This window comes from Pseudomonas sp. GW821-FHT03C07 (assembly GCF_059420925.1).
Map to the genome: position 1 here is coordinate 322,953 of NZ_JBWKUQ010000006.1, position 24,778 is coordinate 347,730.

A 24,778-nucleotide genomic window follows, 5' to 3' on the forward strand; every position below is an offset into this window, starting at 1 on the left:
CGGGAGCTTGCTCCCGCGTTGGCGTGTCTGGAATAGACGAATTTTTACAGCATGCGACAGCGTTCGGGTGCTGGTGGTAGGGGCGGGATTGTTCCAGTCGGTTGTCCCGAACATCCTCAAGAGTGCAAAGAATCATGGCAAAGCGTGACTATTACGAGATATTGGGGGTCGAGCGCGGCTCCAGCGAGGCGGACCTGAAAAAGGCTTACCGTCGTCTCGCGATGAAACATCACCCGGACCGCAATCCGGATGACAAGGCGTCGGAAGAGTTGTTCAAGGAGGCCAACGAGGCCTACGAAGTGCTGTCCGATTCCGGCAAGCGTGCGGCCTACGACCAGTACGGCCATGCGGGCGTCGACCCGAGCATGGGGGGTGGCGGTGCGGGCTTCGGCGGGCAGAACTTCTCCGATATCTTCGGTGATGTGTTCAGCGATTTCTTCGGTGGCGGTCGCGGTGGTTCCCGTGGCGGCGCGCAGCGTGGCAGCGACCTGCGTTACACCCTGGAACTGAACCTGGAAGAGGCGGTGCGTGGCACGACCGTCAATATCCGCGTGCCGACGCTGGTCAATTGCAAGCCGTGCGACGGCTCGGGGGCCAAGAAAGGTTCTGCGCCGATCAACTGCCCGACCTGTGGTGGTATTGGTCAGGTGCGCATGCAGCAAGGCTTCTTCTCGGTGCAGCAGACCTGCCCGCGTTGCCATGGCCAGGGCAAGATCATTTCCGATCCGTGCGACGCCTGCCATGGTCAGGGCCGCGTGGAAGAGTACAAGACCCTGTCGGTGAAAGTGCCGTCGGGCGTCGATACCGGCGATCGTATTCGTCTGTCCGGCGAAGGCGAAGCGGGCACGCAGGGCGGTCCGACGGGCGACCTGTATGTGGTGATCAATGTCCGCGAGCACGATATTTTCCAGCGCGACGGCAAGCACCTGTTCTGCGAAGTGCCGATCAGCTTTGTCGACGCAGCCCTGGGCGGCGAGCTGGAAGTGCCGACTCTGGACGGTCGCGTCAAATTGAAGATTCCGGAAGGCACCCAGACCGGCAAGCAGTTCCGTCTGCGCGGCAAGGGCGTTGCGCCGGTGCGCGGTGGCGGTGCGGGTGACCTGATGTGTCGTGTGGCCGTCGAGACCCCAGTGAATCTGAGTCGTCGCCAGCGTGAGCTGCTGGAAGAGTTCCGCTCCTCTCTGGCTGGCGACAGCTCTCATTCGCCCAAGGCCAGCGGTTGGTTCGAGGGGATGAGGCGTTTCTTCGGCGACCTGTAAGGAGCGAGGTATGCGACGTATAGCTGTGATGGGCGCCGCCGGGCGCATGGGCAAGATCCTGATCGAGGCGGTGCAGCAGCGCGCGCCGCTCACCGGCCTGACGGCGGCGATCGTCCGCCCCGGCAGCTCGCTGGTTGGTGCGGATGCTGGCGAGCTGGCCTCGTTGGGGCGCATCGGCGTGCCGTTGTCCGAGGGGTTGGACGCGGTGGCGGATGAGTTCGACGTGCTGATCGACTTCACGCTGCCGGAGGTGATGCTGAAGAACCTGGCGTTCTGCCGTAAGACGGGTAAGGCCATGGTGATCGGCACCACCGGTTTGGACGTGGCGCAGAAGGCTTTGCTGGCTGAGGCGGGCAAGGATATTGCGATTGTCTTCGCGGCCAATTTCAGCGTTGGCGTCAACCTGTCGTTGAAGCTGCTGGATATGGCGGCGCGGGTGCTGGGCGAGGATGCGGATATCGAGATCATCGAAGCGCACCACCGGCACAAGATCGACGCACCTTCGGGTACCGCATTGCGTATGGGCGAGGTGATCGCCAAGGCGCTGGATCGCGATTTGCAGAAGGTCGCGGTGTACGGTCGTGAAGGGCATACCGGTGCGCGCGAGCGCGAAACCATTGGTTTTGCCACGGTGCGTGGCGGCGATGTGGTCGGTGATCACACCGTGCTGTTCGCCGCCGAAGGCGAGCGCCTGGAGATCACCCACAAGGCTTCGAGCCGCATGACCTTCGCCAAAGGTGCGGTGCGTGCGGCGTTGTGGCTGGATGGCAGGGCGCCAGGCCTGTACGATATGCAGGACGTGCTCGAACTGCACTGACCGGTACGACACGGTACTTAGCTGTGGGGCCGGCTTGCTGGCGATGGCGTCCATCAAGGCGCTGCAAGGCTCCAGGGCCTCATCGCCGGCAAGCCAGCTCCCACAGGGTTGTGGCTCCTTCAGTCTCTGTTTCACACCGTTTGGCGACGCCCTGTCGCATTCCCTGGCCTTTTCGGCTCATTAGCGGTGGATTAAAAAAGCCTTTTTCTGTAAGCTACAGCTTTAGTGTGTCCACTAAAAGCGCGCAGAATAATTCAGTGAACGAGCGGGGTGACGTGTCCATACGTCATTCCGCTTTTTTACAACCTGCGATCGCCCTTTCAGGCTTTATTTACGGGAGGTCTTCTTGACTAAGCCAGCCATACTCGCCCTTGCTGATGGCAGCATTTTTCGTGGCGAAGCCATTGGAGCCGACGGTCAGACCGTTGGTGAGGTGGTGTTTAACACTGCCATGACCGGCTATCAGGAAATCCTTACCGATCCTTCCTACGCCCAGCAAATCGTTACCCTGACCTACCCGCACATCGGCAACACCGGCACCACGCCGGAAGACGCCGAGTCCGATCGTGTCTGGTCCGCCGGCCTGGTCATTCGCGACCTGCCACTGGTAGCGAGCAACTGGCGCAACACGATGTCCCTGTCCGATTACCTGAAGGCCAACAACGTGGTGGCCATCGCCGGTATCGACACGCGGCGCCTGACCCGCATCCTGCGGGAAAAAGGTTCGCAGAACGGCTGCATCATGGCCGGCGACAACATTTCCGAAGCCGCGGCAATTGCCGCAGCACAGGGCTTCCCGGGCCTGAAGGGCATGGACCTGGCGAAAGTCGTCAGCACCACCAAGCAGTACGAGTGGCGCTCGACGGTCTGGGACTTGAAGACCGACAGTCACGCGACCATCGAAGCGTCCGAGCTGCCTTACCACGTCGTGGCCTACGACTACGGGATCAAGCACAACATCCTGCGCATGCTGGTCGAGCGCGGCTGCCGTGTGACGGTGGTGCCGGCGCAGACGCCAGCCAGCGACGTCCTGGCCCTGCAACCGGACGGCGTGTTCCTGTCCAACGGCCCGGGCGATCCTGAGCCATGCGACTACGCTATCCAGGCGATCAAGGACGTGCTGGAAACCGAGATCCCGGTCTTCGGTATCTGCCTGGGTCACCAACTGCTGGCCCTGGCCTCCGGCGCCAAGACCCTGAAAATGGGTCACGGCCATCACGGTGCCAACCACCCGGTCCAGGACCTGGACAGCGGCGTTGTCATGATCACCAGCCAGAACCACGGTTTTGCGGTGGATGAGGCGACCCTGCCGGGCAACGTCCGGGCGATCCACAAGTCGCTGTTCGACGGTTCTCTGCAAGGCATCGAGCGCACCGACAAGAGCGCGTTCAGCTTCCAGGGTCACCCTGAAGCCAGCCCTGGCCCGAACGACGTTGCGCCGCTGTTCGATCGCTTCATCAATGAGATGGCCAAGCGCCGTTGATCGCCTGAATGCCCAGGGCGGCCCCGCAGCGCGGCGGCCCCCTCGGTCTCTTCGAGGATTGTTCAACGGCTTGCCGACTGACCTGCGGATTTGAGTGACAAACCCATGCCAAAACGTACAGACATAAAAAGCATCCTGATTCTCGGTGCCGGCCCGATCGTGATCGGCCAGGCCTGCGAATTCGACTACTCCGGCGCTCAGGCCTGCAAGGCCCTGCGCGAAGAGGGTTACCGCGTCATCCTGGTGAACTCCAACCCGGCCACCATCATGACCGACCCGGCCATGGCCGACGCCACCTACATCGAACCGATCAAATGGCAGACCGTGGCCAAGATCATCGAGAAAGAGCGTCCGGACGCCCTGCTGCCGACCATGGGTGGCCAGACCGCCCTGAACTGCGCCCTGGACCTGGAGCGCGAAGGCATCCTCGAGAAGTTCGGCGTGGAAATGATCGGCGCCAACGCCGACACCATCGACAAGGCTGAAGACCGCTCGCGCTTTGACAAGGCGATGAAATCCATCGGCCTGGACTGCCCGCGTTCCGGTATCGCCCACAGCATGGACGAGGCCAACGCGGTCCTCGAGAAGCTTGGCTTCCCGTGCATCATCCGTCCGTCCTTCACCATGGGTGGCACCGGTGGCGGTATTGCCTACAACCGTGAAGAATTCGAAGAGATCTGCGCCCGTGGCCTGGACCTGTCGCCGACCAAGGAACTGCTGATCGACGAATCGCTGATCGGCTGGAAAGAATATGAAATGGAAGTTGTCCGCGACAAAAAGGACAACTGCATCATCGTCTGCTCCATCGAGAACTTCGACCCGATGGGCGTGCACACCGGTGACTCGATCACCGTGGCGCCAGCACAGACCCTGACCGACAAGGAATACCAGATCCTGCGTAACGCCTCCCTGGCGGTATTGCGCGAGATCGGCGTGGAAACCGGTGGTTCCAACGTTCAGTTCGGCATCTGCCCGAACACCGGCCGGATGGTCGTGATCGAGATGAACCCACGGGTATCGCGCTCCTCGGCCCTGGCCTCGAAAGCCACCGGCTTCCCGATCGCCAAGGTCGCCGCCAAGCTGGCTGTGGGTTACACCCTGGACGAGCTGTCGAACGACATCACCGGCGGCAAGACCCCGGCGTCCTTCGAACCGTCCATCGACTACGTCGTGACCAAGCTGCCGCGCTTCGCTTTCGAGAAATTCCCGAAAGCCGACGCCCGCCTGACCACCCAGATGAAGTCGGTCGGTGAAGTCATGGCCATCGGCCGGACCTTCCAGGAATCCCTGCAGAAAGCCCTGCGCGGCCTGGAAGTGGGCGTTTGCGGCCTGGACGAGAAGCTCGACCTGAGCAACCCGGAAAGCATGAACGTGCTCAAGCGCGAACTGACCGTGCCGGGCGCCGAGCGCATCTGGTACGTGGCGGACGCCTTCCGCGCCGGCATGACGGTCGAAGAAATCTTCGGCATGAACATGATCGATCCATGGTTCCTGGTGCAGATCGAAGATCTGATCAAGGAAGAAGAGAAGGTCAAGACCCTGGGTCTGTCGGCTATTGATCGCGACCTGATGTTCCGCCTCAAGCGCAAGGGCTTCTCCGACATGCGTCTGGCCAAGCTGCTGGGCGTGACCGAGAAAAACCTGCGGACTCACCGGCACAAGCTGGAAGTGTTCCCGGTCTACAAGCGCGTCGACACCTGCGCGGCCGAGTTCGCCACCGACACCGCCTACCTGTACTCGACGTATGAAGAAGAGTGCGAGGCCGCGCCATCGGGTCGCGACAAGATCATGATCCTCGGCGGCGGTCCGAACCGTATCGGCCAGGGCATCGAGTTCGACTACTGCTGTGTGCACGCGGCCCTGGCGCTGCGCGAAGACGGGTACGAGACCATCATGGTCAACTGCAACCCGGAAACCGTGTCCACCGACTACGACACCTCCGATCGCCTGTACTTCGAACCGGTGACCCTGGAAGACGTGCTGGAAATCGTCCGCGTCGAGAAGCCCAAGGGCGTGATCGTCCAGTACGGCGGCCAGACCCCGTTGAAACTCGCCCGTGCCCTGGAAGCGGCCGGTGTGCCGATCATCGGTACCAGCCCTGACGCCATCGACCGCGCCGAAGACCGTGAGCGCTTCCAGCAGATGGTCGAGCGCCTGAACCTGCGTCAGCCGCCAAACGCTACCGTGCGCAGCGAAGACGAAGCGATTCGTGCCGCCAGCAAGATCGGTTACCCGCTGGTGGTGCGTCCGTCCTACGTACTGGGCGGCCGGGCGATGGAAATCGTCTACGAAGAAGAAGAACTCAAGCGTTACCTGCGCGACGCGGTGAAAGTCTCCAACGACAGCCCGGTGCTGCTGGACCACTTCCTCAACTGCGCCATCGAAATGGACGTGGATGCGGTCTGCGACGGCACCGACGTGGTGATCGGCGCGATCATGCAGCACATCGAGCAGGCCGGCGTTCACTCCGGTGACTCCGCGTGCTCGCTGCCGCCATACTCGTTGCCGGCGCACATCCAGGACGAGATGCGCGAACAGGTCAAGAAAATGGCCCTGGAACTGGGCGTTGTCGGCCTGATGAACGTGCAGTTGGCCTTGCAGGGCGAAGATATCTACGTCATCGAAGTCAATCCGCGCGCTTCGCGTACCGTGCCGTTTGTCTCCAAGTGCATCGGTGTCTCCCTGGCGATGATCGCAGCCCGGGTGATGGCTGGTAAGACCCTGAAAGAGCTGAACTTCACCAAGGAAATCATTCCGAACTTCTACAGCGTGAAAGAGGCGGTGTTCCCCTTCGCCAAATTCCCTGGCGTGGACCCGATCCTGGGCCCGGAGATGAAGTCCACCGGTGAGGTGATGGGCGTCGGCGACACCTTCGGCGAAGCCTTCGCCAAGGCTCAGATGGGGGCCAGCGAAGTGCTGCCGACCGGCGGTACTGCCTTCATCAGCGTCCGTGATGATGACAAGCCACTGGTTGCGGGCGTGGCCCGTGATCTGATCAACTTGGGCTTCGAAGTGGTGGCAACTGCCGGCACGGCCAAGCTGATCGAAGCGGCCGGGCTGAAGGTGCGCCGGGTCAACAAAGTGACGGAGGGTCGTCCGCACGTCGTCGACATGATCAAGAATGACGAAGTCACCCTGATCATCAATACGACCGAAGGCCGCCAGTCGATCGCCGACTCGTACTCCATTCGTCGTAACGCGCTGCAGCACAAGATCTACTGCACGACTACCATTGCTGCTGGCGAAGCCATCTGCGAAGCGCTCAAGTTCGGTCCAGAGAAGACCGTGCGTCGCTTGCAGGATCTACACGCAGGATTGAAGGCATGATCAAATACCCCATGACCGTCCAGGGCGCCAAGGCCCTGGAAGAGGAGCACGCTCACCTGACCAAGGTCGTCCGTCCGAAGCTGAGCCAGGACATCGGTACGGCCCGTGAGTTGGGCGACTTGAAGGAAAACGCCGAATACCATGCTGCCCGCGAGCAGCAGGGTATGGTCGAGGCGCGGATCCGTGATATCGAAGGCCGTATGCAGAACGCGGTGATCATCGACGTCACGACCATCCCGCACACCGGCAAGGTGATTTTTGGCACCACCGTGGAAATCGCCAACGTCGAGACCGACGAAAGCGTGGTTTACCACATCGTGGGTGAGGACGAGGCCGACTTCAAACTCGGTAAGATCTCCGTCGGCTCGCCGCTGGCCCGCGCCTTGATCGCCAAGGAAGAGGGGGATGTGGTGGCAGTCAAAACGCCAGGTGGCGTTATCGAGTACGAGATTGTTGAAGTCCGTCACCTCTGAACGAAGGCGCCCGCTGCGTGCGGGCGCCATGCTCTGGCAGCTGACCCAGATGCTCTGGGTCGGTGGCCTGTGGCTGCTGCACATCGGCTTGTTGCCGGTGTTGACGCAAATAGGCCTGGCACCGCTGTTGGTCGACGAGATCGATAGCCTGCTGGGCTCTTTATTGATAGGGTTTGCAACGGTGTGTGTGATCGTGCAGACCCTGGTGTTGCTCCAGGCCGAAGGCCGGGCAAGCCTGTGGCGCGATACGCGGGGGCAATTGCTGCTGACGTCGCTGTATGCGTGCGGGATGTATTTCGCGGTGCGGACCTGGCTGCCGGATGCGTTGCGTTGGCAGTTGTTCAGTTACCTGGTGCTTGGCCTTTGCGGCCTGGTGCTGGTGCTGCAGCCGGTGCCCGGCGAGAGTGGCAGGGTACGCACCGCGTACCCTTGACCCGTTCCTACGTCACTTGAAGCGATGGACGTTGGACAACTGCTTGTTGACGCTGAAGTTCTTGCGATAAAGCAGCGCCATCTTGCCGATGACTTGCACCAGATCCGCCTTGCCGGCCTTGCACAGCTGCGCAATGGCCTCCAGGCGCGATTCGCGGTCGAGGATATTGAGCTTGATCTTGATCAGCTCATGATCGCCCAATGCGCGTTCAAGCTCGGCTAACACACCTTCGGTCAAACCGTTGTCAGCCACAGTCAATACTGGTTTCAGATGGTGGCCAATGGATTTGTACTGTTTCTTCTGCTCTTGAGTGAGCGGCATAATCTGACCCCTGCGTCTGATCTTGTAAAAAGCGGCGGCCAGTTTACCCGAGCGCGTCCGGGACCGCCCAGTTAATCGCGATTCGACTATTTTTTTGAGGTGGCCCGTGGCCCGTTCCAAGACTAGCCTTAACTGGCTGAAAGAACATTTCAACGATCCGTTCGTCAAAATGGCGCAAAAAGACGGATACCGCTCCCGGGCCAGCTACAAATTGCTGGAGATCCAGGAGAAGGACCGGATTATCCGTCCAGGCATGACCGTGATCGACCTCGGCGCGGCGCCGGGTGGCTGGTCCCAGGTGACCAGTCGTCTGATTGGTGGCAAGGGGCGCCTGATCGCTTCCGACATTCTGGACATGGACAGCATCCCCGATGTGACCTTCATCAAGGGCGACTTTACCGAGGACGCGGTCCTGGCTGAGATCCTCGCGGCGGTGGGAAATTCCGAGGTTGACCTTGTGATTTCCGATATGGCCCCCAATATGAGTGGTACACCCGAAGTGGATATGCCGCGTTCGATGTTCCTTTGTGAACTGGCACTCGATCTCGCCGGACGCGTCCTACGCCCCGGTGGTGATTTTTTGATCAAGGTTTTCCAGGGCGAAGGTTTCGACGAGTACCACAAGAACTTCCGCAAGCTGTTCGACAAGGTGCAGACGCGCAAGCCGACGTCTTCCCGTGATCGGTCCCGCGAGCAGTATCTGCTGGGTCGTGGCTTTCGTGGACGGACTGAGTAACTCGAGGTTCTTGGCCGGGGCGATAGGTTTTTCGTATTTCGCCCCGTGAGAATAAGCGCATATTGTGTAGTGATTGTTTCACAAAGGGTTACAGACGGCGCCTGCAGGATCTGTAGGTAATGTAGTAAGTTATGCCGGTGAATATCATGCGAAGCGCGCGCCAGTAGCGGATCCCGCTTCATGAGGGTAGTTAATTGAACGATATGGCAAAGAATCTGATCCTGTGGTTGATCATCGCGGCTGTCCTGGTGACGGTGATGAACAACTTCTCCAGCCCTAACGAGCCACAGACCCTCAACTATTCCGACTTCATCCAGCAGGTCAAGGATGGCAAGGTCGAGCGCGTGGCCGTGGACGGCTACGTGATTACCGGCAAGCGCAACGATGGTGACAGCTTCAAGACCATCCGTCCGGCGATCCAGGACAACGGCCTGATCGGCGACCTGGTGGACAACCACGTCGTGGTCGAAGGCAAACAGCCTGAGCAGCAGAGCATCTGGACCCAGTTGCTGGTGGCCAGCTTCCCGATCCTGGTGATCATCGCGGTGTTCATGTTCTTCATGCGCCAGATGCAGGGCGGCGCGGGCGGCAAGGGCGGACCGATGAGCTTCGGCAAGAGCAAGGCGCGCCTGCTTTCGGAAGACCAGGTGAAAACCACCCTGGCTGACGTGGCCGGTTGCGACGAGGCCAAGGAAGAAGTCGGCGAACTGGTCGAGTTCCTCCGCGATCCGGGCAAGTTCCAGCGCCTGGGCGGTCGGATTCCCCGTGGCGTGTTGATGGTCGGTCCTCCGGGTACCGGTAAGACCTTGCTGGCCAAGGCGATTGCCGGCGAAGCCAAGGTGCCGTTCTTCACTATTTCCGGTTCCGATTTCGTCGAAATGTTCGTCGGTGTCGGTGCCAGTCGTGTCCGTGACATGTTCGAGCAGGCGAAGAAACACGCGCCGTGCATCATCTTCATCGACGAAATCGATGCGGTCGGTCGGCATCGTGGTGCCGGCATGGGCGGTGGTCATGACGAGCGCGAACAGACTCTCAACCAGTTGCTGGTGGAGATGGACGGTTTCGAAATGAACGACGGCATCATCGTGATTGCCGCCACCAACCGTCCTGACGTGCTCGACCCGGCGCTGCTGCGTCCCGGTCGTTTCGACCGCCAGGTGGTGGTCGGCCTGCCGGACATCCGTGGTCGCGAACAGATCCTCAAGGTCCATATGCGCAAGGTGCCGATGGGCGACGACGTCGCGCCGGCGGTGATTGCGCGTGGTACGCCGGGCTTCTCCGGTGCCGACCTGGCCAACCTGGTGAACGAGGCGTCCTTGTTCGCCGCGCGCGCCGGCAAGCGCATCGTTGAGATGAAAGAGTTCGAGCTGGCGAAAGACAAGATCATGATGGGCGCCGAGCGCAAATCCATGGTCATGTCCGAGAAGGAAAAACAGAACACCGCGTATCACGAGGCCGGTCACGCCATTGTCGGTCGTGTGGTGCCCGAGCACGATCCGGTCTACAAGGTTTCGATCATCCCGCGCGGTCGTGCGCTGGGTGTGACCATGTTCCTGCCGGAAGAAGATCGCTACAGCCTGTCCAAGCGCGCGCTGATCAGTCAGATCTGCTCGCTGTACGGCGGCCGTATCGCCGAAGAGATGACCCTGGGCTTCGACGGTGTCACCACCGGCGCTTCCAACGACATCATGCGTGCCAGCCAGATTGCCCGGAATATGGTCACCAAGTGGGGCTTGTCCGAGAAATTGGGGCCGCTGATGTACGCCGAGGAAGACCAGGAAGTATTCCTGGGTCGTGGCGGTGGCGGGCAGAACGCCAGCTTCTCCGGCGAAACCGCCAAGCTGATCGACTCGGAAGTGCGCAGCATCATTGACCAGTGCTACGGCACGGCCAAGCAGATCCTGACGGAGAACCGCGACAAGCTCGACGCCATGGCGGACGCGCTGATGAAGTATGAAACCATCGATGCCGAGCAGATCGACGACATCATGGCCGGTCGCCCGCCGCGTGAGCCGCGCGATTGGGAAGGTGGTTCGGGAACCTCGGGCACTCCGCCGGTGATCCAGAACGAACGACCTGAAACGCCGATCGGCGGCCCCGCGGCTGATCATTAAGGTTTGAAATGACTTCTGTTCAGTCCTCGACCCGGTTGCCTTGCGGCAACCGGGTTCTTGATTTGGCCCAGACGCATGTCATGGGCATTCTCAACGTCACCCCCGACTCGTTTTCCGATGGCGGTCGCTTCAATCACCTGGAGGCGGCGCTGAGCCATGCCCGGGCCATGGTCGAAGCCGGCGCGACGCTGATCGATGTCGGCGGCGAATCTACCCGTCCTGGGGCTCCCGTGGTCTCTGCGCTTGAGGAGCTGGAGCGTGTCGCGCCGGTGGTCGAGCGTATTCATCGGGAATTGGATGTGATCATCTCGGTTGATACGTCCACGCCGGCGGTCATGCGCGAAACTGCGCGACTGGGCGCGGGCCTGATCAATGATGTGCGTTCGCTGCGGCGCGACGGCGCCCTCGAAGCCGCTGCGGCGACGGGGTTGCCGGTGTGCCTGATGCATATGCTCGGCGAGCCGGGGAATATGCAGGACAATCCGCACTACGATGACGTGACCGGCGAGGTGCTGGCTTTTCTCGTCGAGCGCATGGCGCTGTGTGCGGCGGCAGGCATTGCGCCCGAGCGCATCGTGCTCGATCCTGGGTTTGGCTTTGCCAAGACCCTGGCGCACAATCTGAGCCTGTTCAAACATATGGAAGCGTTGCACGCCCTGGGTCGACCGTTGTTGGTCGGCGTCTCGCGCAAGAGCATGATAGGGCAGGCCCTGGGTCGCCCGGTGGGTGAGCGCCTTTATGGTGGCCTCGCCCTGGCTGCGCTGGCGATGAGCAAAGGGGCGCGGATTCTGCGCGTGCATGATGTCGCCGAAACGGTCGACGTGGTACGCATGATTGCTGCTGTTGACGCTGCGCAATAAGAACGATGGAGCACTGATGAAGAAAAAATACTTCGGCACCGACGGTATTCGCGGGCGCGTAGGACAATTCCCGATCACCCCTGAGTTCATGCTCAAGCTCGGCTGGGCTGCCGGCATGGCGTTCCGCAAGCTCGGCGCGTGCCGGGTGCTGGTGGGCAAGGACACGCGGATCTCCGGCTACATGTTCGAATCCGCCCTGGAAGCCGGCCTTTCCGCGGCCGGCGCCGATGTGCTGCTGCTGGGGCCGATGCCGACGCCGGCTATCGCCTACCTGACCCGGACCTTCCATGCCGAGGCCGGGATCGTGATCAGTGCTTCGCACAATCCCCATGATGACAACGGCATCAAGTTTTTCTCCGGCGAAGGTACCAAGCTGCCGGATGAGGTCGAGCTGATGATCGAGGAGCTGCTCGATGCGCCGATGACGGTGGTCGAGTCGGAAAAGCTCGGCAAGGTCTCGCGTATCAATGACGCTGCCGGTCGCTACATCGAATTCTGCAAAAGCAGTGTGCCGACCGGGACCAGTCTGGCGGGCCTGAAGCTGGTGATTGACTGCGCCCATGGCGCCACCTACAAGGTCGCGCCGAGTGTGTTCCGCGAGCTGGGTGCGCAGGTGACGGCGCTGTCGGCGGCGCCCAACGGCCTGAACATCAACGACAACTGCGGTTCGACGCACATGAAGCCGCTGCAGGCGGCGGTGCTGGCTGAGCAGGCGGACCTGGGGATTGCGTTCGACGGCGACGGCGACCGGGTGCTGATGGTCGATCACACGGGCGCGGTGGTCGATGGCGACGAACTGGTGTTCATCATTGCCCGGGATATGGCCGAGCGCGGCAAGTTGAACGGTGGCGTGGTCGGTACCTTGATGAGTAACCTGGGCCTTGAGCTGGCCTTCAAGGAGCTGGACATTCCTTTCGTGCGTGCCAATGTCGGCGACCGTTATGTGATTGCCGAGCTGCTGGAGCGCAACTGGCTGGTGGGGGGGGAAAACTCCGGGCATATCCTTTGCCTGAATCACAACTCCACCGGCGATGCGATCATTGCGGCATTGCAGACCTTGATGGCACTGCGTCGCCGTGGCGAAAGCCTGGCGCAGGCGCGGCAGGCGTTGCGCAAGTGCCCGCAGGTATTGGTCAATGTGCGTTTCGCCGGTGGCGTCGATCCGGTCAAGCACCCGAAGGTGGTGCAGGCGTGCGAGCGTGTCACCGAGGCCATGAACGGTCGCGGCCGCGTGCTGTTGCGCAAGTCCGGCACCGAGCCACTGGTGCGGGTCATGGTTGAAGGCGAAGACGAAGTCACGGTTCGTGGCCATGCCGATGCGCTGGCAAAACTGGTGACTGAAGTTTGCGCCTGATTTCGGCTTGCCAGTGAGGATGTGGTTGGGTAACATCTGCGCCCACTTTGACCTGCGAGGTACAGCATGCGTCGCCCAATGGTAGCTGGTAACTGGAAGATGCACGGTACCCGCGCCAGCGTCGTCGAGCTGATCAAGGGTCTGCGTGGCCTGGCCTTGCCGAGCGGTGTGGACGTGGCGGTATTCCCGCCGTGCCTGCATATCAGCCAAGTGGTTGAGGGCTTGAAAGGCAAATCGATTTCGGTCGGTGCGCAGAACTCGGCCGTGGAATCCATGCAGGGTGCCCTGACCGGTGAAATTGCACCGAGCCAGCTGCTCGATGCAGGCTGTTCCCTGGTGTTGGTCGGGCATTCCGAGCGTCGCCTGATCATGGGCGAGACGGATCGCACCCTCAATCGCAAGTTTGCGGCAGCGCAAGCCTGTGGTTTGATTCCGGTGCTCTGCGTAGGGGAGACCCTGGAGCAGCGCGAAGCCGGCAAGACGCTGGAAGTGGTGTCGCGTCAGCTGGGCAGCATCATCGAGAAGCTGGGTGTCGGCGCTTTTGCCAAGGCTGTCATCGCTTACGAACCAGTCTGGGCCATTGGCACCGGGCTGACAGCTTCGCCGCAACAAGCGCAGGATGTGCACGCCGCCATCCGCGCGCAGTTGGCGGCAGAGAATTCTGAGGTCGCACAAGGTGTGCGGCTTCTATACGGCGGCAGCGTGAAGGCGGCCAATGCGGTCGAACTGTTCGGCATGCCGGATATCGATGGGGGGCTCATTGGTGGGGCTTCCCTGAATGCAGATGAGTTCGGTGCGATCTGTCGCGCCGCGGGAAACTGAAAAAATGCTGGAAACAGTCGTAGTCGTTCTTCATCTGTTGGGTGCGCTGGGCGTTGTCGCTCTGGTATTGCTGCAACAGGGTAAAGGTGCGGACGCTGGTGCGTCTTTCGGGGCAGGTGCTTCAAATACTGTGTTCGGAAGCCAAGGTTCCTCTACCTTTCTTAGTAAGTTTACTGCTATACTTGCCGCAGGTTTCTTCATAACCAGCTTGGGGTTAGGTTACTTTGCTAAAGAGAAAGCTCATGAGCTGACTCAAGTAGGTTTGCCAAACCCAGCGGTGTTGGAAGTGCCAAAGCAGAAACCGGCATCTGATGATGTACCGGTGCTCCAGGAACCTAAGTCGGCCTCACCGATTGATGTACCCAAGGCTCCAGAGCAGAAGTAAAATGGGTTTCACGCTGTAAACGTTGTATTGCCGAGGTGGTGGAATTGGTAGACACGCAACCTTGAGGTGGTTGTGCCCATAGGGTGTAGGGGTTCGAGTCCCCTTCTCGGTACCAATTATCAGGAGAGCCCGCTGTTGCGGGCTTTCTTGTAGGTGGAAGGTTACATTGACCCTGCAAGGGATCGGTCGTATACTTCCGCCCCAGCTTTGTCGCGGGGTGGAGCAGTCTGGTAGCTCGTCGGGCTCATAACCCGAAGGTCGTCGGTTCAAATCCGGCCCCCGCAACCAGTTTTAGCGGAGCCCCTTTTCAGGGGCTTTTTGTTGGCTGGGTACTTTATGACGCCGCTGTTCGACGGCGTTTCAGGGATGGGCGATTCGCCCATTTTTTGTTTATTTCTATTGCATGCACAGAGATGCACGAGGGGGTTCAGGTGTCGAGCAAGCTAGAACAGTTGCAGGCCTTGTTGGCCCCGGTGGTCGTGGCCCTTGGCTATGAATGCTGGGGTATTGAGTATTCGGCTCAAGGTCGCCATTCCGTGTTGCGCGTTTATATCGATAAAGAAGGCGGTGTGCTGGTGGACGACTGTGCCATCGTCAGCCGCCAGATCAGTGGTGTCCTGGACGTCGAAGACCCCATCACCAGTGAATACACCCTTGAGGTTTCCTCTCCTGGCATGGAACGCCCGCTGTTCACCCTTGAACAGTTTGCCTCGCATGCCGGCGAACAAGTGAAGATAAAGTTGCGCTCGCCTTTCGAAGGTCGACGTAATTTTCAGGGCCTTCTGCGCGGAGTGGAAGAACAGGATGTCGTGGTGCAGGTGGAAGACCATGAGTTCCTGTTGCCGATCGATTTGATCGACAAGGCCAACATTATTCCCAGTTTTGACTGAGACGCGGATCCCGCGGATCCAATGGCTTGCGAAAGGCGAGGCGTACGATGAGCAAAGAAGTATTGCTGGTTGTTGAGTCGGTATCCAACGAAAAGGGTGTACCGGCAAGCGTGATTTTTGAGGCGCTGGAGATTGCTCTGGCGACCGCTACCAAGAAGCGCTTTGAAGACGAAGTTGACCTGCGTGTGGAAATCAACCGCCACACCGGTGCCTATGAGACTTTCCGTCGCTGGACAGTCGTCGAGGAAGCCGATCTTGATGATCCGGCGATCGAGACCTGGCCGAGCAAGGTTGCGGAGACCCACCCAGGTGCCAAAGTCGGCGACGTCGTCGAAGACAAGATCGAGTCCATCGAATTCGGTCGCATCGCCGCTCAGACCGCCAAGCAAGTCATTGTGCAGAAGGTTCGCGAAGCCGAGCGTGCACAGGTCGTCGACGCCTATCGCGAGCGCCTGGGGGAAATCATCTCCGGCACCGTGAAGAAAGTCACCCGTGACAACGTCATCGTTGACCTGGGCAACAACGCCGAAGCCCTGCTGGCCCGCGAAGACATCATTTCCCGCGAGACTTTCCGCGTCGGCGTGCGCGTGCGCGCCCTGCTCAAGGAAATCCGCACCGAGAACCGCGGCCCGCAGTTGATCCTGTCGCGTACCGCGCCGGAAATGCTGATCGAGCTGTTCCGTATCGAAGTGCCGGAGATCGCCGAAGGCCTGATCGAAGTGATGGCCGCCTCCCGTGACCCGGGTTCGCGCGCCAAGATCGCGGTCCGCTCCAAGGACAAACGCATCGACCCGCAAGGCGCGTGCATTGGTATGCGCGGTTCGCGTGTCCAGGCCGTTTCCGGCGAGTTGGGTGGCGAGCGCGTGGACATCGTCCTGTGGGACGACAACCCGGCGCAGTTCGTGATCAACGCCATGTCGCCGGCGGAAGTCGCGGCAATTATCGTTGACGAGGATGCCCACGCGATGGACATCGCCGTCGGCGCAGACAATCTGGCTCAGGCCATTGGTCGCGGTGGTCAGAACGTGCGTCTGGCCAGCCAGTTGACCGGCTGGACCCTGAACGTGATGACCGAATCGGACATCCAGGCTAAGCAGCAAGCAGAGACCGGTGACATTCTGCGCAACTTCATCGACGAGCTGGAAGTCGACGAAGATCTGGCGCAGGTACTGGTTGATGAAGGCTTTACCAGCCTGGAAGAGATTGCCTACGTACCGTTGGAAGAAATGCTCAACATCGATGGCTTTGACGAAGACACCGTCAACGAGCTTCGCGCTCGGGCCAAGGATCGTTTGTTGACTAAAGCCATCGCTACTGAGGAAAAGCTGGCAGACGCCCATCCGGCCGAAGACCTGCTCTCGCTTGAGGGTATGGACAAGGATTTGGCGATGGAACTGGCGGTGCGCGGCGTAATTACCCGCGAAGACCTGGCCGAGCAGTCTATTGACGACCTGCTCGACATCGACGGCATTGACGATGATCGTGCCGGCAAGTTGATCATGGCCGCCCGAGCCCATTGGTTCGAGTAATTAGGCGCGGCCTGAGGAGAGAAGTGCATGACGCAAGTCACGGTGAAACAACTGGCCGATGAGGTCAAAACACCGGTAGAGCGCCTGTTGCAGCAGATGCGTGAGGCAGGTCTGCCGCACACCGCCGCCGAGGAACATGTGACCGACAGTGAGAAGCAATCGCTGCTGACTCACCTGAAAAGCAGCCACAAGGCGAAAGTGGAAGAGCCGCGCAAGATTACCTTGCAGCGCAAGACCACCAGCACCCTGCGTGTTGCCGGTAGCAAAAGCATCAGCGTTGAAGTGCGCAAGAAGAAAGTCTTCGTACAGCGCAGCCCGGAAGAAATCGAAGCCGAGCGCAAGCGTGAGCTGGAAGAACGTCGTGCCGTAGAGAATGCGGCCCGTCAAAAGGCTGAAGAAGAAGCCAAGCGTCGCGCCGAAGAAGAAGCGCGCCGCCAGCCTGCTGCTGCTCCGGGGAATGCTGCGGTGGTCGACGCTGTTGCCCAGGCACCTGTTGTCGCTGCCGAGCCTGTCCGCGAAGCTGCGGCGGCCGCTCCTGCACCGGCCGTCGAGCGCAAGCGCGAAGAGCCGCGTCGTCCAGACAAACCACGTGCCGACGATAACAATCGTCGTAGCGGCGGAGCTGATGGCGAGCGCAAAAACGCTCCGCATCGTGCTTCGGTCAAGGAAAAGGCGCCGGCGCCACGTGTGGCTCCGCGCACTACCGACGAAGAAAGCGACGGTTTCCGTCGTGGCGGTCGCGGCAAGGCCAAGCTGAAAAAGCGCAACGCCCACGGTTTCCAGAGCCCTACCGGCCCTATCGTGCGTGAAGTGAAGATCGGCGAGACCATCACTGTCGGCGATCTCGCCCAGCAGATGTCGGTCAAGGCTGCCGAAATCATCAAGTTCATGTTCAAGCTGGGTACGCCAGCCACCATCAACCAGGTACTGGACCAGGAAACTGCCCAGCTGGTTGCTGAAGAACTGGGCCACAAAGTGACCCTGGTCAGCGACACCGCCCTGGAAGATTCCCTGGCCGAGTCCCTGAAGTTCGAAGGTGAAGCGTTCTCCCGTGCACCGGTTGTGACCGTTATGGGCCACGTCGACCACGGTAAGACCTCGCTGCTCGACTACATCCGTCGTGCCAAGGTGGCGGCTGGCGAAGCCGGTGGTATCACCCAGCACATCGGTGCGTACCACGTTGAAACCGATCGCGGCATGGTCACGTTCCTCGACACCCCGGGTCACGCCGCGTTTACCGCGATGCGTGCCCGTGGTGCCAAGGCCACTGACATCGTGATCCTGGTGGTTGCAGCGGACGACGGCGTGATGCCGCAGACCATTGAAGCTGTCCAGCACGCCAAGGCGGCCGGTGTTCCACTGGTGGTTGCGGTGAACAAGATCGACAAGCCGGGCGCCGATCTCGATCGCATCCGTAGCGAACTGTCGGTTCACGGCGTGACCTCGGAAGAGTGGGGCGGCGACACCCCGTTCGTCTCGGTTTCGGCGAAAGTCGGTACTGGTGTCGACGAGTTGCTCGAAGCCGTCCTGCTGCAAGCCGAAGTCCTGGAACTGAAAGCAACGCCTTCGGCTCCTGGTCGTGGTGTCGTGGTTGAATCGCGTCTGGACAAAGGTCGTGGCCCGGTGGCTACCGTTCTGGTCCAAGACGGTACCCTGCGCCAAGGCGACATGGTCCTGGTCGGTTCGAACTATGGCCGTGTACGGGCCATGCTCGACGAGAACGGCAAGTCGATCAAGGAAGCCGGTCCTTCCATTCCGGTCGAGATCCTCGGCCTGGACGGTACCCCGGACGCTGGCGACGAGATGAGCGTTGTTGCCGACGAGAAGAAAGCCCGTGAAGTGGCTCTGTTCCGTCAAGGCAAGTTCCGCGAAGTCAAACTGGCCCGCGCCCACGCTGGCAAGCTGGAAAACATCTTCGAGAACATGGGTCAGGAAGAGAAGAAGACGCTTAACATCGTCCTCAAATCCGACGTCCGTGGTTCGCTGGAAGCGTTGAACGGCGCCTTGAACGGCCTGGGTAACGACGAAGTGCAAGTGCGTGTTGTCGGTGGCGGTGTCGGTGGTATCACCGAGTCCGACGCCAACCTGGCACTGGCCTCCAGCGCTGTACTGTTCGGCTTCAACGTGCGTGCCGATGCTGGCGCACGGAAGATCGTCGAGCAGGAAGGCTTGGATATGCGTTACTACAACGTGATCTACGACATCATCGAAGACGTCAAGAAAGCGTTGACCGGTATGCTGGGCAGCGATGTCCGGGAGAACATCCTGGGTACCGCCGAAGTTCGCGACGTGTTCCGCTCGCCGAAATTTGGCGCGATCGCCGGTTGCATGGTGATCGAAGGTGTTGTTCACCGTAACCGTCCGATCCGCGTACTGCGTGAGGACATCGTGATCTTCGAAGGCGAGCTGGAATCCCTGCGCCGCTTCAAGGATGACGCTTCCGAAGTCCGTGCCGGCATGGAATGCGGTATCGGCGTGAAGAGCTACAACGACGTCAAAGTCGGTGACAAGATCGAAGTCTACGAGAAGGTTCAGGTTGCTCGCAGCCTCTGACTCGCGCACTTCAAGGGCCACGCTGAGCCGCCGCATGCAAATGCGCGGCACAGTGTCAGGACTCTAAACGCAACGCCCGGTCCGGCTTCTGCCAGGCCGGGCGTTTGCCGCTTTCAGACCTTGCGGGTTTCACCGCAGGGCAGCTACAGGTAACAAGACATGGCAAAAGAATACAGCCGTACCCAACGCATCGGCGACCAGATGCAGCGTGAGCTCGCGCAGCTGATCCGTCGTGAAGTCAAAGACCCGCGCGTCGGCCTGGTGACCATTACCGCCGTCGACGTCAGCCGTGACGTCGGTCACGCGAAGATCTTCATCACCGTGATGGGCCAGGACAGTGCCGAGGACATCGCGCAGAGCATCAAGGTGCTCAATGCCGCCGCTGGCTTCCTGCGCATGCAGTTGGCCCGTGAAATGAAGTTGCGCAGCGTGCCGCAGTTGCACTTCCACTACGATGAGAGTGTCGTGCGTGGTGCTCACTTGTCCGCGTTGATCGAGCGCGCCGTGGCTGAAGACAATCAGCACCTTGGCGAAGCTGCTCCAGAAGACAACCTTCCAGAAGACGGTCGGGAGTAACCGGTGGCTCAGGTCAAGCGTATCCGTCGTAATGTCAGCGGCATCATTCTGCTGGACAAGCCGTTGGGGTTCACCTCCAACGCCGCCTTGCAGAAGGTCCGCTGGTTGCTCAACGCCGAGAAGGCCGGTCACACCGGCAGCCTCGATCCGTTGGCTACCGGCGTGCTGCCACTGTGCTTCGGCGAGGCCACCAAGTTCTCGCAATACCTGCTTGATTCCGACAAGGGTTATGAAACCCTGGCGCAATTGGGCAAGACCACCACCACCGCAGACGCCGAAGGCGAGGTTTTGCAGACGCGCCCGGTGACCGTTGGTCGTGCCGATATCGAGGCGGTGTTGCCGGAATTTCGCGGTCAAATCAGTCAGATACCGCCGATGTACTCGGCGCTCAAGCGTGACGGACAGCCGTTGTACAAGCTGGCCCGTGCCGGGGAAGTAGTGGAGCGCGAACCGCGTTCTGTTACTATTGCGCGCTTGGAATTGCTCGCCTGCGAGGGTGATACTGCCCGACTGGTGGTGGACTGCAGCAAGGGCACCTATATTCGCACCCTGGTGGAGGATATCGGTGAGAAGCTCGGTTGTGGTGCGTACGTGGCTGAATTGCGACGGACCCAGGCCGGCCCCTTCACTCTGGCCCAGACCGTCACGCTCGAAGAGCTCGAGGCGGTGCATGCCGAAGGCGGCAACGAGGCGGTCGACCGCTTCCTCATGCCCTCGGACAGCGGTCTGCTAGACTGGCCGCTGCTGCACTTTTCCGAGCACAGTGCGTTTTATTGGCTTAACGGCCAACCGGTACGTGCCCCGGACGCGCCGAAGTTCGGCATGGTGCGGGTACAAGATCATAACGGTCGCTTTATCGGTATCGGTGAAGTGAGCGAAGACGGGCGCATCGCGCCGCGTCGACTGATTCGGTCAGAATGACCGGAAACCAGCCTGTGTCACCGCAGGCTGGAGAGGGTGGCTGTCAACAGGCACGGTCACTGCTCATTTATAGATACAGGGATCTGTCCCTGGCCTGTTGAAACTGTTTTTCTGAAACAGTTTCTTGATAAAAGGATTGCCTCATGGCTCTCAGCGTTGAAGAAAAAGCTCAAATCGTTACCGACTACCAGCAAGCCGTTGGTGATACTGGTTCGCCAGAAGTGCAAGTTGCACTGCTGACCGCCAACATCAACAAACTGCAAGGTCACTTCAAGGCCAACGGTAAAGACCACCACTCCCGTCGTGGTCTGATCCGCATGGTTAACCAGCGTCGTAAGCTGCTGGACTACCTGAAAGGCAAAGACGTGAGCCGTTACAGCGCTCTGATCGGTCGCCTGGGTCTGCGTCGCTAATCAGCGATTGCGCTATGAGGTTGGTTGTTTGCTGTGCGTCAGCGGGTTTCCCGCTGGCGCATGGCAAGCTCCCAGCCTCTAGTTTTATCTGAGTACCCGCTTTATCTGGACAATGACCGTCGGGCCGATTCCCGGTGTTGCCCAAGAATTTCGCAAGAAGACAAGTTCCCCAAGAGCCACAAAAGAAGGTAGGACACCGTGAACCCGGTCATCAAAAAATTCCAGTTCGGTCAGTCGACCGTTACCCTCGAGACAGGCCGTATCGCCCGTCAGGCCTCCGGCGCAGTATTGGTCACCGTTGACGACGACGTCAGCGTATTGGTGACCGTTGTCGGTGCCAAGCAAGCGGATCCAAGCAAAGGCTTCTTCCCGCTGTCCGTGCACTACCAGGAAAAAACCTACGCTGCCGGCAAGATTCCTGGCGGCTTCTTCAAGCGTGAAGGCCGTCCTTCCGAAAAAGAAACCCTGACTTCGCGCCTGATCGACCGTCCGATCCGCCCGCTGTTCCCTGAAGGTTTCATGAACGAAGTGCAGGTTGTCTGCACCGTCGTCTCCACCAGCAAGAAGACCGATCCGGACATCGCCGCGATGATCGGTACCTCGGCGGCCCTGGCCATCTCCGGTATTCCGTTCGACGGCCCGATCGGCGCCGCGCGCGTGGCTTTCCACGAAAGCACCGGCTACCTGCTGAACCCGACTTACGAGCAGCAGAAAGCCTCGAGCCTGGACATGGTCGTTGCCGGTACCTCGGAAGCGGTACTGATGGTTGAATCGGAAGCCAAAGAGCTGACCGAAGACCAGATGCTGGGCGCGGTACTGTTCGCCCACGACGAATTCCAGGTGGTTATCCAGGCCGTCAAAGAACTGGCCGCCGAAGCTGCCAAGCCAACCTGGTCCTGGACCGCCGCTCCTGAAGCCACCGCCCTGCTGGGCGCGATCCGTGCCGAGTTCGGCGACGCGATCTCCCAGGCTTACACCATCACCGTCAAGGCCGACCGTTACGCGCGTCTGGGCGAGCTGAAAGACCAAGTGGTCGCCAAGCTGTCCGGTGAAGAAGGCCAGCCTTCTTCCAGCGAAGTGAAAGCTGCTTTCGGCGAAATCGAATACCGCACCGTTCGCGAAAACATCGTCAACGGCAAGCCACGTATCGACGGCCGCGACACCAAGACCGTACGTCCGCTGAACATCGAAGTCGGTGTCTTGCCGAAGACCCACGGTTCGGCCCTGTTCACCCGTGGCGAAACCCAGGCCCTGGTTGTGGCCACTCTGGGTACCGCGCGTGACGCCCAGCTGCTGGACACCCTGGAAGGCGAGAAAAAAGACCCCTTCATGCTGCACTACAACTTCCCACCGTTCTCGGTCGGCGAGTGTGGTCGCATGGGCGGTGCTGGTCGTCGTGAAATCGGTCACGGTCGTCTGGCCCGTCGTTCGGTCCAGGCCATGCTGCCGGATGCCGCGACATTCCCGTACACCATCCGTGTGGTCTCGGAAATCACCGAATCCAACGGTTCGAGCTCCATGGCTTCGGTCTGTGGCGCTTCCCTGGCCCTGATGGATGCTGGTGTGCCGATGAAGGCACCGGTTGCCGGTATCGCCATGGGTCTGGTGAAAGAAGGCGAGAAATTCGCCATCCTGACCGACATCCTGGGTGACGAAGACCACCTTGGCGACATGGACTTCAAAGTAGCCGGTACCGCCAAAGGCGTTACTGCGCTGCAGATGGACATCAAGATCAAGGGCATCACCGAAGAGATCATGGAAATCGCCCTGGGCCAAGCCCTGGAAGCGCGCCTGAACATCCTCGGCCAGATGAACCAGATCATTGGTCAGTCGCGTACTGAACTGTCGGAAAACGCTCCGACCATGATCGCGATGAAAATCGACACCGACAAAATCCGTGATGTCATCGGTAAAGGCGGTGCGACCATTCGTGCGATCTGTGAAGAGACCAAGGCTTCGATCGACATCGAAGACGACGGCTCGATCAAGATCTTCGGCGAAACCAAGGAAGCGGCTGAAGCAGCACGTCAGCGCGTCCTGGGCATCACCGCGGAAGCTGAAATCGGCAAGATCTACGTCGGTAAGGTTGAGCGCATCGTCGACTTCGGCGCATTCGTCAACATCCTGCCGGGCAAGGACGGTCTGGTGCACATCTCGATGCTGAGCGACGCTCGCGTAGAGAAAGTCACCGACATCCTGAAAGAAGGCCAGGAAGTGGAAGTGCTGGTACTGGACGTGGACAACCGCGGCCGTATCAAGCTGTCCATCAAGGACGTTGCCGCAGCCAAGGCGTCGGGCGTTTAATCGCGCTTCGACTTTACGCTGAGAAAAAGCACCCTTCGGGGTGCTTTTTTATGGGCGCTGGAAAAGCCCGATATTGCAGAAGGTGCTCGTCGCGCAAAACCGCAACTTGCATGCAGTTTGGCGGCCGGTCATGCATTCTGCACGATTCAGATGTTCGGGTATTATTTTAACTCATTGATTTATATGTATTTATTTCGCTTTAAAAGGTTGGCACAGCGCCTGCAACCTTACAGATAACCCTGCCGCCAGGACCAAGGCGCAGACTTTTCCAGAAGAACAGGAGTTATTTGTATGAAGAAGTTCGCTATTGCTGCCGCCACTGCCACCGCTCTGACCCTGACCTTGGCCAATGCTGCATTCGCTGCCCAATCGACTTCTCAAGCTCCGATGGTTGTCGCGGCCGGTGAAGTCACCAAGGTCAAGGAAGAGACTTCCGACACCTGGATCACCACCAAGGTCAAAGCTGATCTGGTCACCGAAAAAGGTATCCCGGGTACTGACATCAAGGTTGAAACCAACAAAGGTGTGGTTTCCCTGTCGTCCATGACCCCCGTGACTCCCCAACAGAAGGACTTGGCAGTCCAGATCACCAAGAACATCAAAGGTGTCAAAGACGTTTCGGCCGCTGGCCTGAAAACCGAGTAACGCTCATGGATCTCGCTTGAAGCCGCTTTAGGGTGAAGCAAGTGCTGTTGCAGTACGCTTGTTGAGTCTTGAGGTCCAGGTGATGGGTCACAGGAAGTGACCCACCACAGGCCCCGACGTAGTGCGTCGGGGCCTGTTTTATTATGGGCGGACGAAATTGATGTCTTGCACGGCCCCCTGTAGGAGCTGGCTTGCCAGCGATGGCGTCCGTGAAGGCGGTACAAGGCTCCAGGGCCTCATCGTCGGTAAGCCGGCTCCCACAGGTGGGTCAGTTACCGCGCTTGCTGTCGATGCGCTCCAGGCGCCCGCCAACAAAACGCAGGTACTGGACCATGCCACCACTCTGGGGATAGACCCACTCTTCGATCTGCACCTCGGTGCGTCGGTCGAAGCTGCGCTGATAGCCCACCAGGTCCCGGGAGCGCGGCTCGCCGCATTTGTCGAGCACCTCCGACTTGCGGTCGCCGACGCTGATCAACTGGCTGCCACAACGCAAGGTGTCGGCCTGGGCCTGGCCGGCGAGCAACGCCAGCGCCAGGCCGAACATCAGCGGCTTGAACATG

General features: G+C 60.1%; 22 protein-coding genes and 2 tRNA genes. 22 read left to right on the plus strand and 2 right to left on the minus strand.

What is annotated here, in order from left to right:
- Positions 1-134: 134 nt before the first annotated feature.
- The 6 genes from dnaJ (at position 135) to AC07VG_RS15040 (ending at position 7,792) form a co-directional block, all read left to right on the plus strand.
- Complete coding sequence (gene dnaJ / locus AC07VG_RS15015) at positions 135-1,259, plus strand: molecular chaperone DnaJ (protein WP_495021426.1); 1,125 nt, start codon at positions 135-137, stop codon at positions 1,257-1,259.
- Between the two features lie 10 nt (positions 1,260-1,269).
- Positions 1,270-2,076, plus strand: coding sequence for a 4-hydroxy-tetrahydrodipicolinate reductase (dapB, locus tag AC07VG_RS15020; RefSeq protein WP_495021427.1), 807 nt, complete (start codon positions 1,270-1,272; stop codon positions 2,074-2,076).
- Between the two features lie 346 nt (positions 2,077-2,422).
- The gene (gene carA / locus AC07VG_RS15025; RefSeq protein WP_495001388.1) at positions 2,423-3,559 is read left to right on the plus strand and encodes a glutamine-hydrolyzing carbamoyl-phosphate synthase small subunit; all 1,137 of its coding nucleotides are present in this window, start codon (positions 2,423-2,425) and stop codon (positions 3,557-3,559) included.
- A 105-nt stretch (positions 3,560-3,664) separates the two neighbouring features.
- The gene (gene carB, locus AC07VG_RS15030) at positions 3,665-6,886 is read left to right on the plus strand and encodes a carbamoyl-phosphate synthase large subunit (RefSeq protein WP_495001389.1); all 3,222 of its coding nucleotides are present in this window, start codon (positions 3,665-3,667) and stop codon (positions 6,884-6,886) included.
- Entirely contained in the window at positions 6,883-7,359 is a 477-nt protein-coding gene (gene greA, locus AC07VG_RS15035; protein ID WP_248796130.1) for a transcription elongation factor GreA, read from the plus strand. Before carB ends, greA begins: the two co-directional genes overlap by 4 nt.
- A gap of 28 nt (positions 7,360-7,387) precedes the next feature.
- The gene (locus tag AC07VG_RS15040; RefSeq protein WP_495001390.1) at positions 7,388-7,792 is read left to right on the plus strand and encodes an MFS transporter; all 405 of its coding nucleotides are present in this window, start codon (positions 7,388-7,390) and stop codon (positions 7,790-7,792) included.
- A 12-nt stretch (positions 7,793-7,804) separates the two neighbouring features.
- On the opposite strand, the gene yhbY is transcribed toward AC07VG_RS15040, so the two are convergent.
- Positions 7,805-8,113, minus strand: a complete 309-nt coding sequence (gene yhbY / locus AC07VG_RS15045) for a ribosome assembly RNA-binding protein YhbY (protein ID WP_100939603.1) — start codon at positions 8,111-8,113, stop codon at positions 7,805-7,807.
- 106 nt (positions 8,114-8,219) lie between these two features.
- Here yhbY and rlmE point away from each other — a divergent pair, with 106 nt between their 5' ends.
- From rlmE to AC07VG_RS15125, 16 genes are all read left to right on the plus strand, one after another.
- A complete protein-coding gene (gene rlmE / locus AC07VG_RS15050) occupies positions 8,220-8,849 on the plus strand; it encodes a 23S rRNA (uridine(2552)-2'-O)-methyltransferase RlmE (protein WP_495001391.1) in 630 nt (209 codons plus the stop codon).
- A 203-nt stretch (positions 8,850-9,052) separates the two neighbouring features.
- A complete protein-coding gene (gene ftsH / locus AC07VG_RS15055) occupies positions 9,053-10,963 on the plus strand; it encodes an ATP-dependent zinc metalloprotease FtsH (protein WP_248796133.1) in 1,911 nt (636 codons plus the stop codon).
- 8 nt (positions 10,964-10,971) lie between these two features.
- A complete protein-coding gene (gene folP / locus AC07VG_RS15060; protein ID WP_495001392.1) occupies positions 10,972-11,823 on the plus strand; it encodes a dihydropteroate synthase in 852 nt (283 codons plus the stop codon).
- A 16-nt stretch (positions 11,824-11,839) separates the two neighbouring features.
- Complete coding sequence (glmM, locus tag AC07VG_RS15065) at positions 11,840-13,177, plus strand: phosphoglucosamine mutase (protein WP_495001393.1); 1,338 nt, start codon at positions 11,840-11,842, stop codon at positions 13,175-13,177.
- Positions 13,178-13,243: 66 nt separating this feature from the next.
- Positions 13,244-13,999 (plus strand): triose-phosphate isomerase, encoded by a 756-nt coding sequence (gene tpiA / locus AC07VG_RS15070; protein WP_495001394.1) that lies wholly within the window; start codon positions 13,244-13,246, stop codon positions 13,997-13,999.
- A 4-nt stretch (positions 14,000-14,003) separates the two neighbouring features.
- Positions 14,004-14,384, plus strand: coding sequence for a preprotein translocase subunit SecG (secG, locus tag AC07VG_RS15075; protein ID WP_495001395.1), 381 nt, complete (start codon positions 14,004-14,006; stop codon positions 14,382-14,384).
- A 29-nt stretch (positions 14,385-14,413) separates the two neighbouring features.
- Positions 14,414-14,499 (plus strand) — tRNA-Leu (locus AC07VG_RS15080).
- Positions 14,500-14,595: 96 nt separating this feature from the next.
- A tRNA-Met gene (locus tag AC07VG_RS15085) sits at positions 14,596-14,672 on the plus strand.
- Between the two features lie 143 nt (positions 14,673-14,815).
- The gene (rimP, locus tag AC07VG_RS15090; protein WP_495001441.1) at positions 14,816-15,274 is read left to right on the plus strand and encodes a ribosome maturation factor RimP; all 459 of its coding nucleotides are present in this window, start codon (positions 14,816-14,818) and stop codon (positions 15,272-15,274) included.
- Between the two features lie 47 nt (positions 15,275-15,321).
- Entirely contained in the window at positions 15,322-16,803 is a 1,482-nt protein-coding gene (nusA, locus tag AC07VG_RS15095; protein WP_100939596.1) for a transcription termination factor NusA, read from the plus strand.
- A gap of 27 nt (positions 16,804-16,830) precedes the next feature.
- A complete protein-coding gene (gene infB, locus AC07VG_RS15100) occupies positions 16,831-19,356 on the plus strand; it encodes a translation initiation factor IF-2 (protein ID WP_495001396.1) in 2,526 nt (841 codons plus the stop codon).
- A 159-nt stretch (positions 19,357-19,515) separates the two neighbouring features.
- On the plus strand, positions 19,516-19,932 hold the full coding sequence (gene rbfA / locus AC07VG_RS15105; RefSeq protein WP_495001397.1) for a 30S ribosome-binding factor RbfA: 417 nt from the start codon (positions 19,516-19,518) through the stop codon (positions 19,930-19,932).
- Positions 19,933-19,935: 3 nt separating this feature from the next.
- Positions 19,936-20,853, plus strand: coding sequence for a tRNA pseudouridine(55) synthase TruB (gene truB, locus AC07VG_RS15110; RefSeq protein WP_495001398.1), 918 nt, complete (start codon positions 19,936-19,938; stop codon positions 20,851-20,853).
- Positions 20,854-20,996: 143 nt separating this feature from the next.
- Positions 20,997-21,266: a 30S ribosomal protein S15 gene (gene rpsO, locus AC07VG_RS15115; RefSeq protein ID WP_002555121.1), complete on the plus strand. Its 270-nt coding sequence runs from the start codon at positions 20,997-20,999 to the stop codon at positions 21,264-21,266.
- A gap of 198 nt (positions 21,267-21,464) precedes the next feature.
- Entirely contained in the window at positions 21,465-23,570 is a 2,106-nt protein-coding gene (pnp, locus tag AC07VG_RS15120; RefSeq protein ID WP_495001399.1) for a polyribonucleotide nucleotidyltransferase, read from the plus strand.
- Positions 23,571-23,861: 291 nt separating this feature from the next.
- Complete coding sequence (locus tag AC07VG_RS15125; protein ID WP_495001400.1) at positions 23,862-24,215, plus strand: BON domain-containing protein; 354 nt, start codon at positions 23,862-23,864, stop codon at positions 24,213-24,215.
- Between the two features lie 268 nt (positions 24,216-24,483).
- Here the strand turns inward: AC07VG_RS15125 and AC07VG_RS15130 are convergent, their stop codons facing one another.
- The gene (locus AC07VG_RS15130) at positions 24,484-24,777 is read right to left on the minus strand and encodes a DUF2845 domain-containing protein (protein WP_495001401.1); all 294 of its coding nucleotides are present in this window, start codon (positions 24,775-24,777) and stop codon (positions 24,484-24,486) included.
- Between the last annotated feature and the right edge of the window lies 1 nt (position 24,778).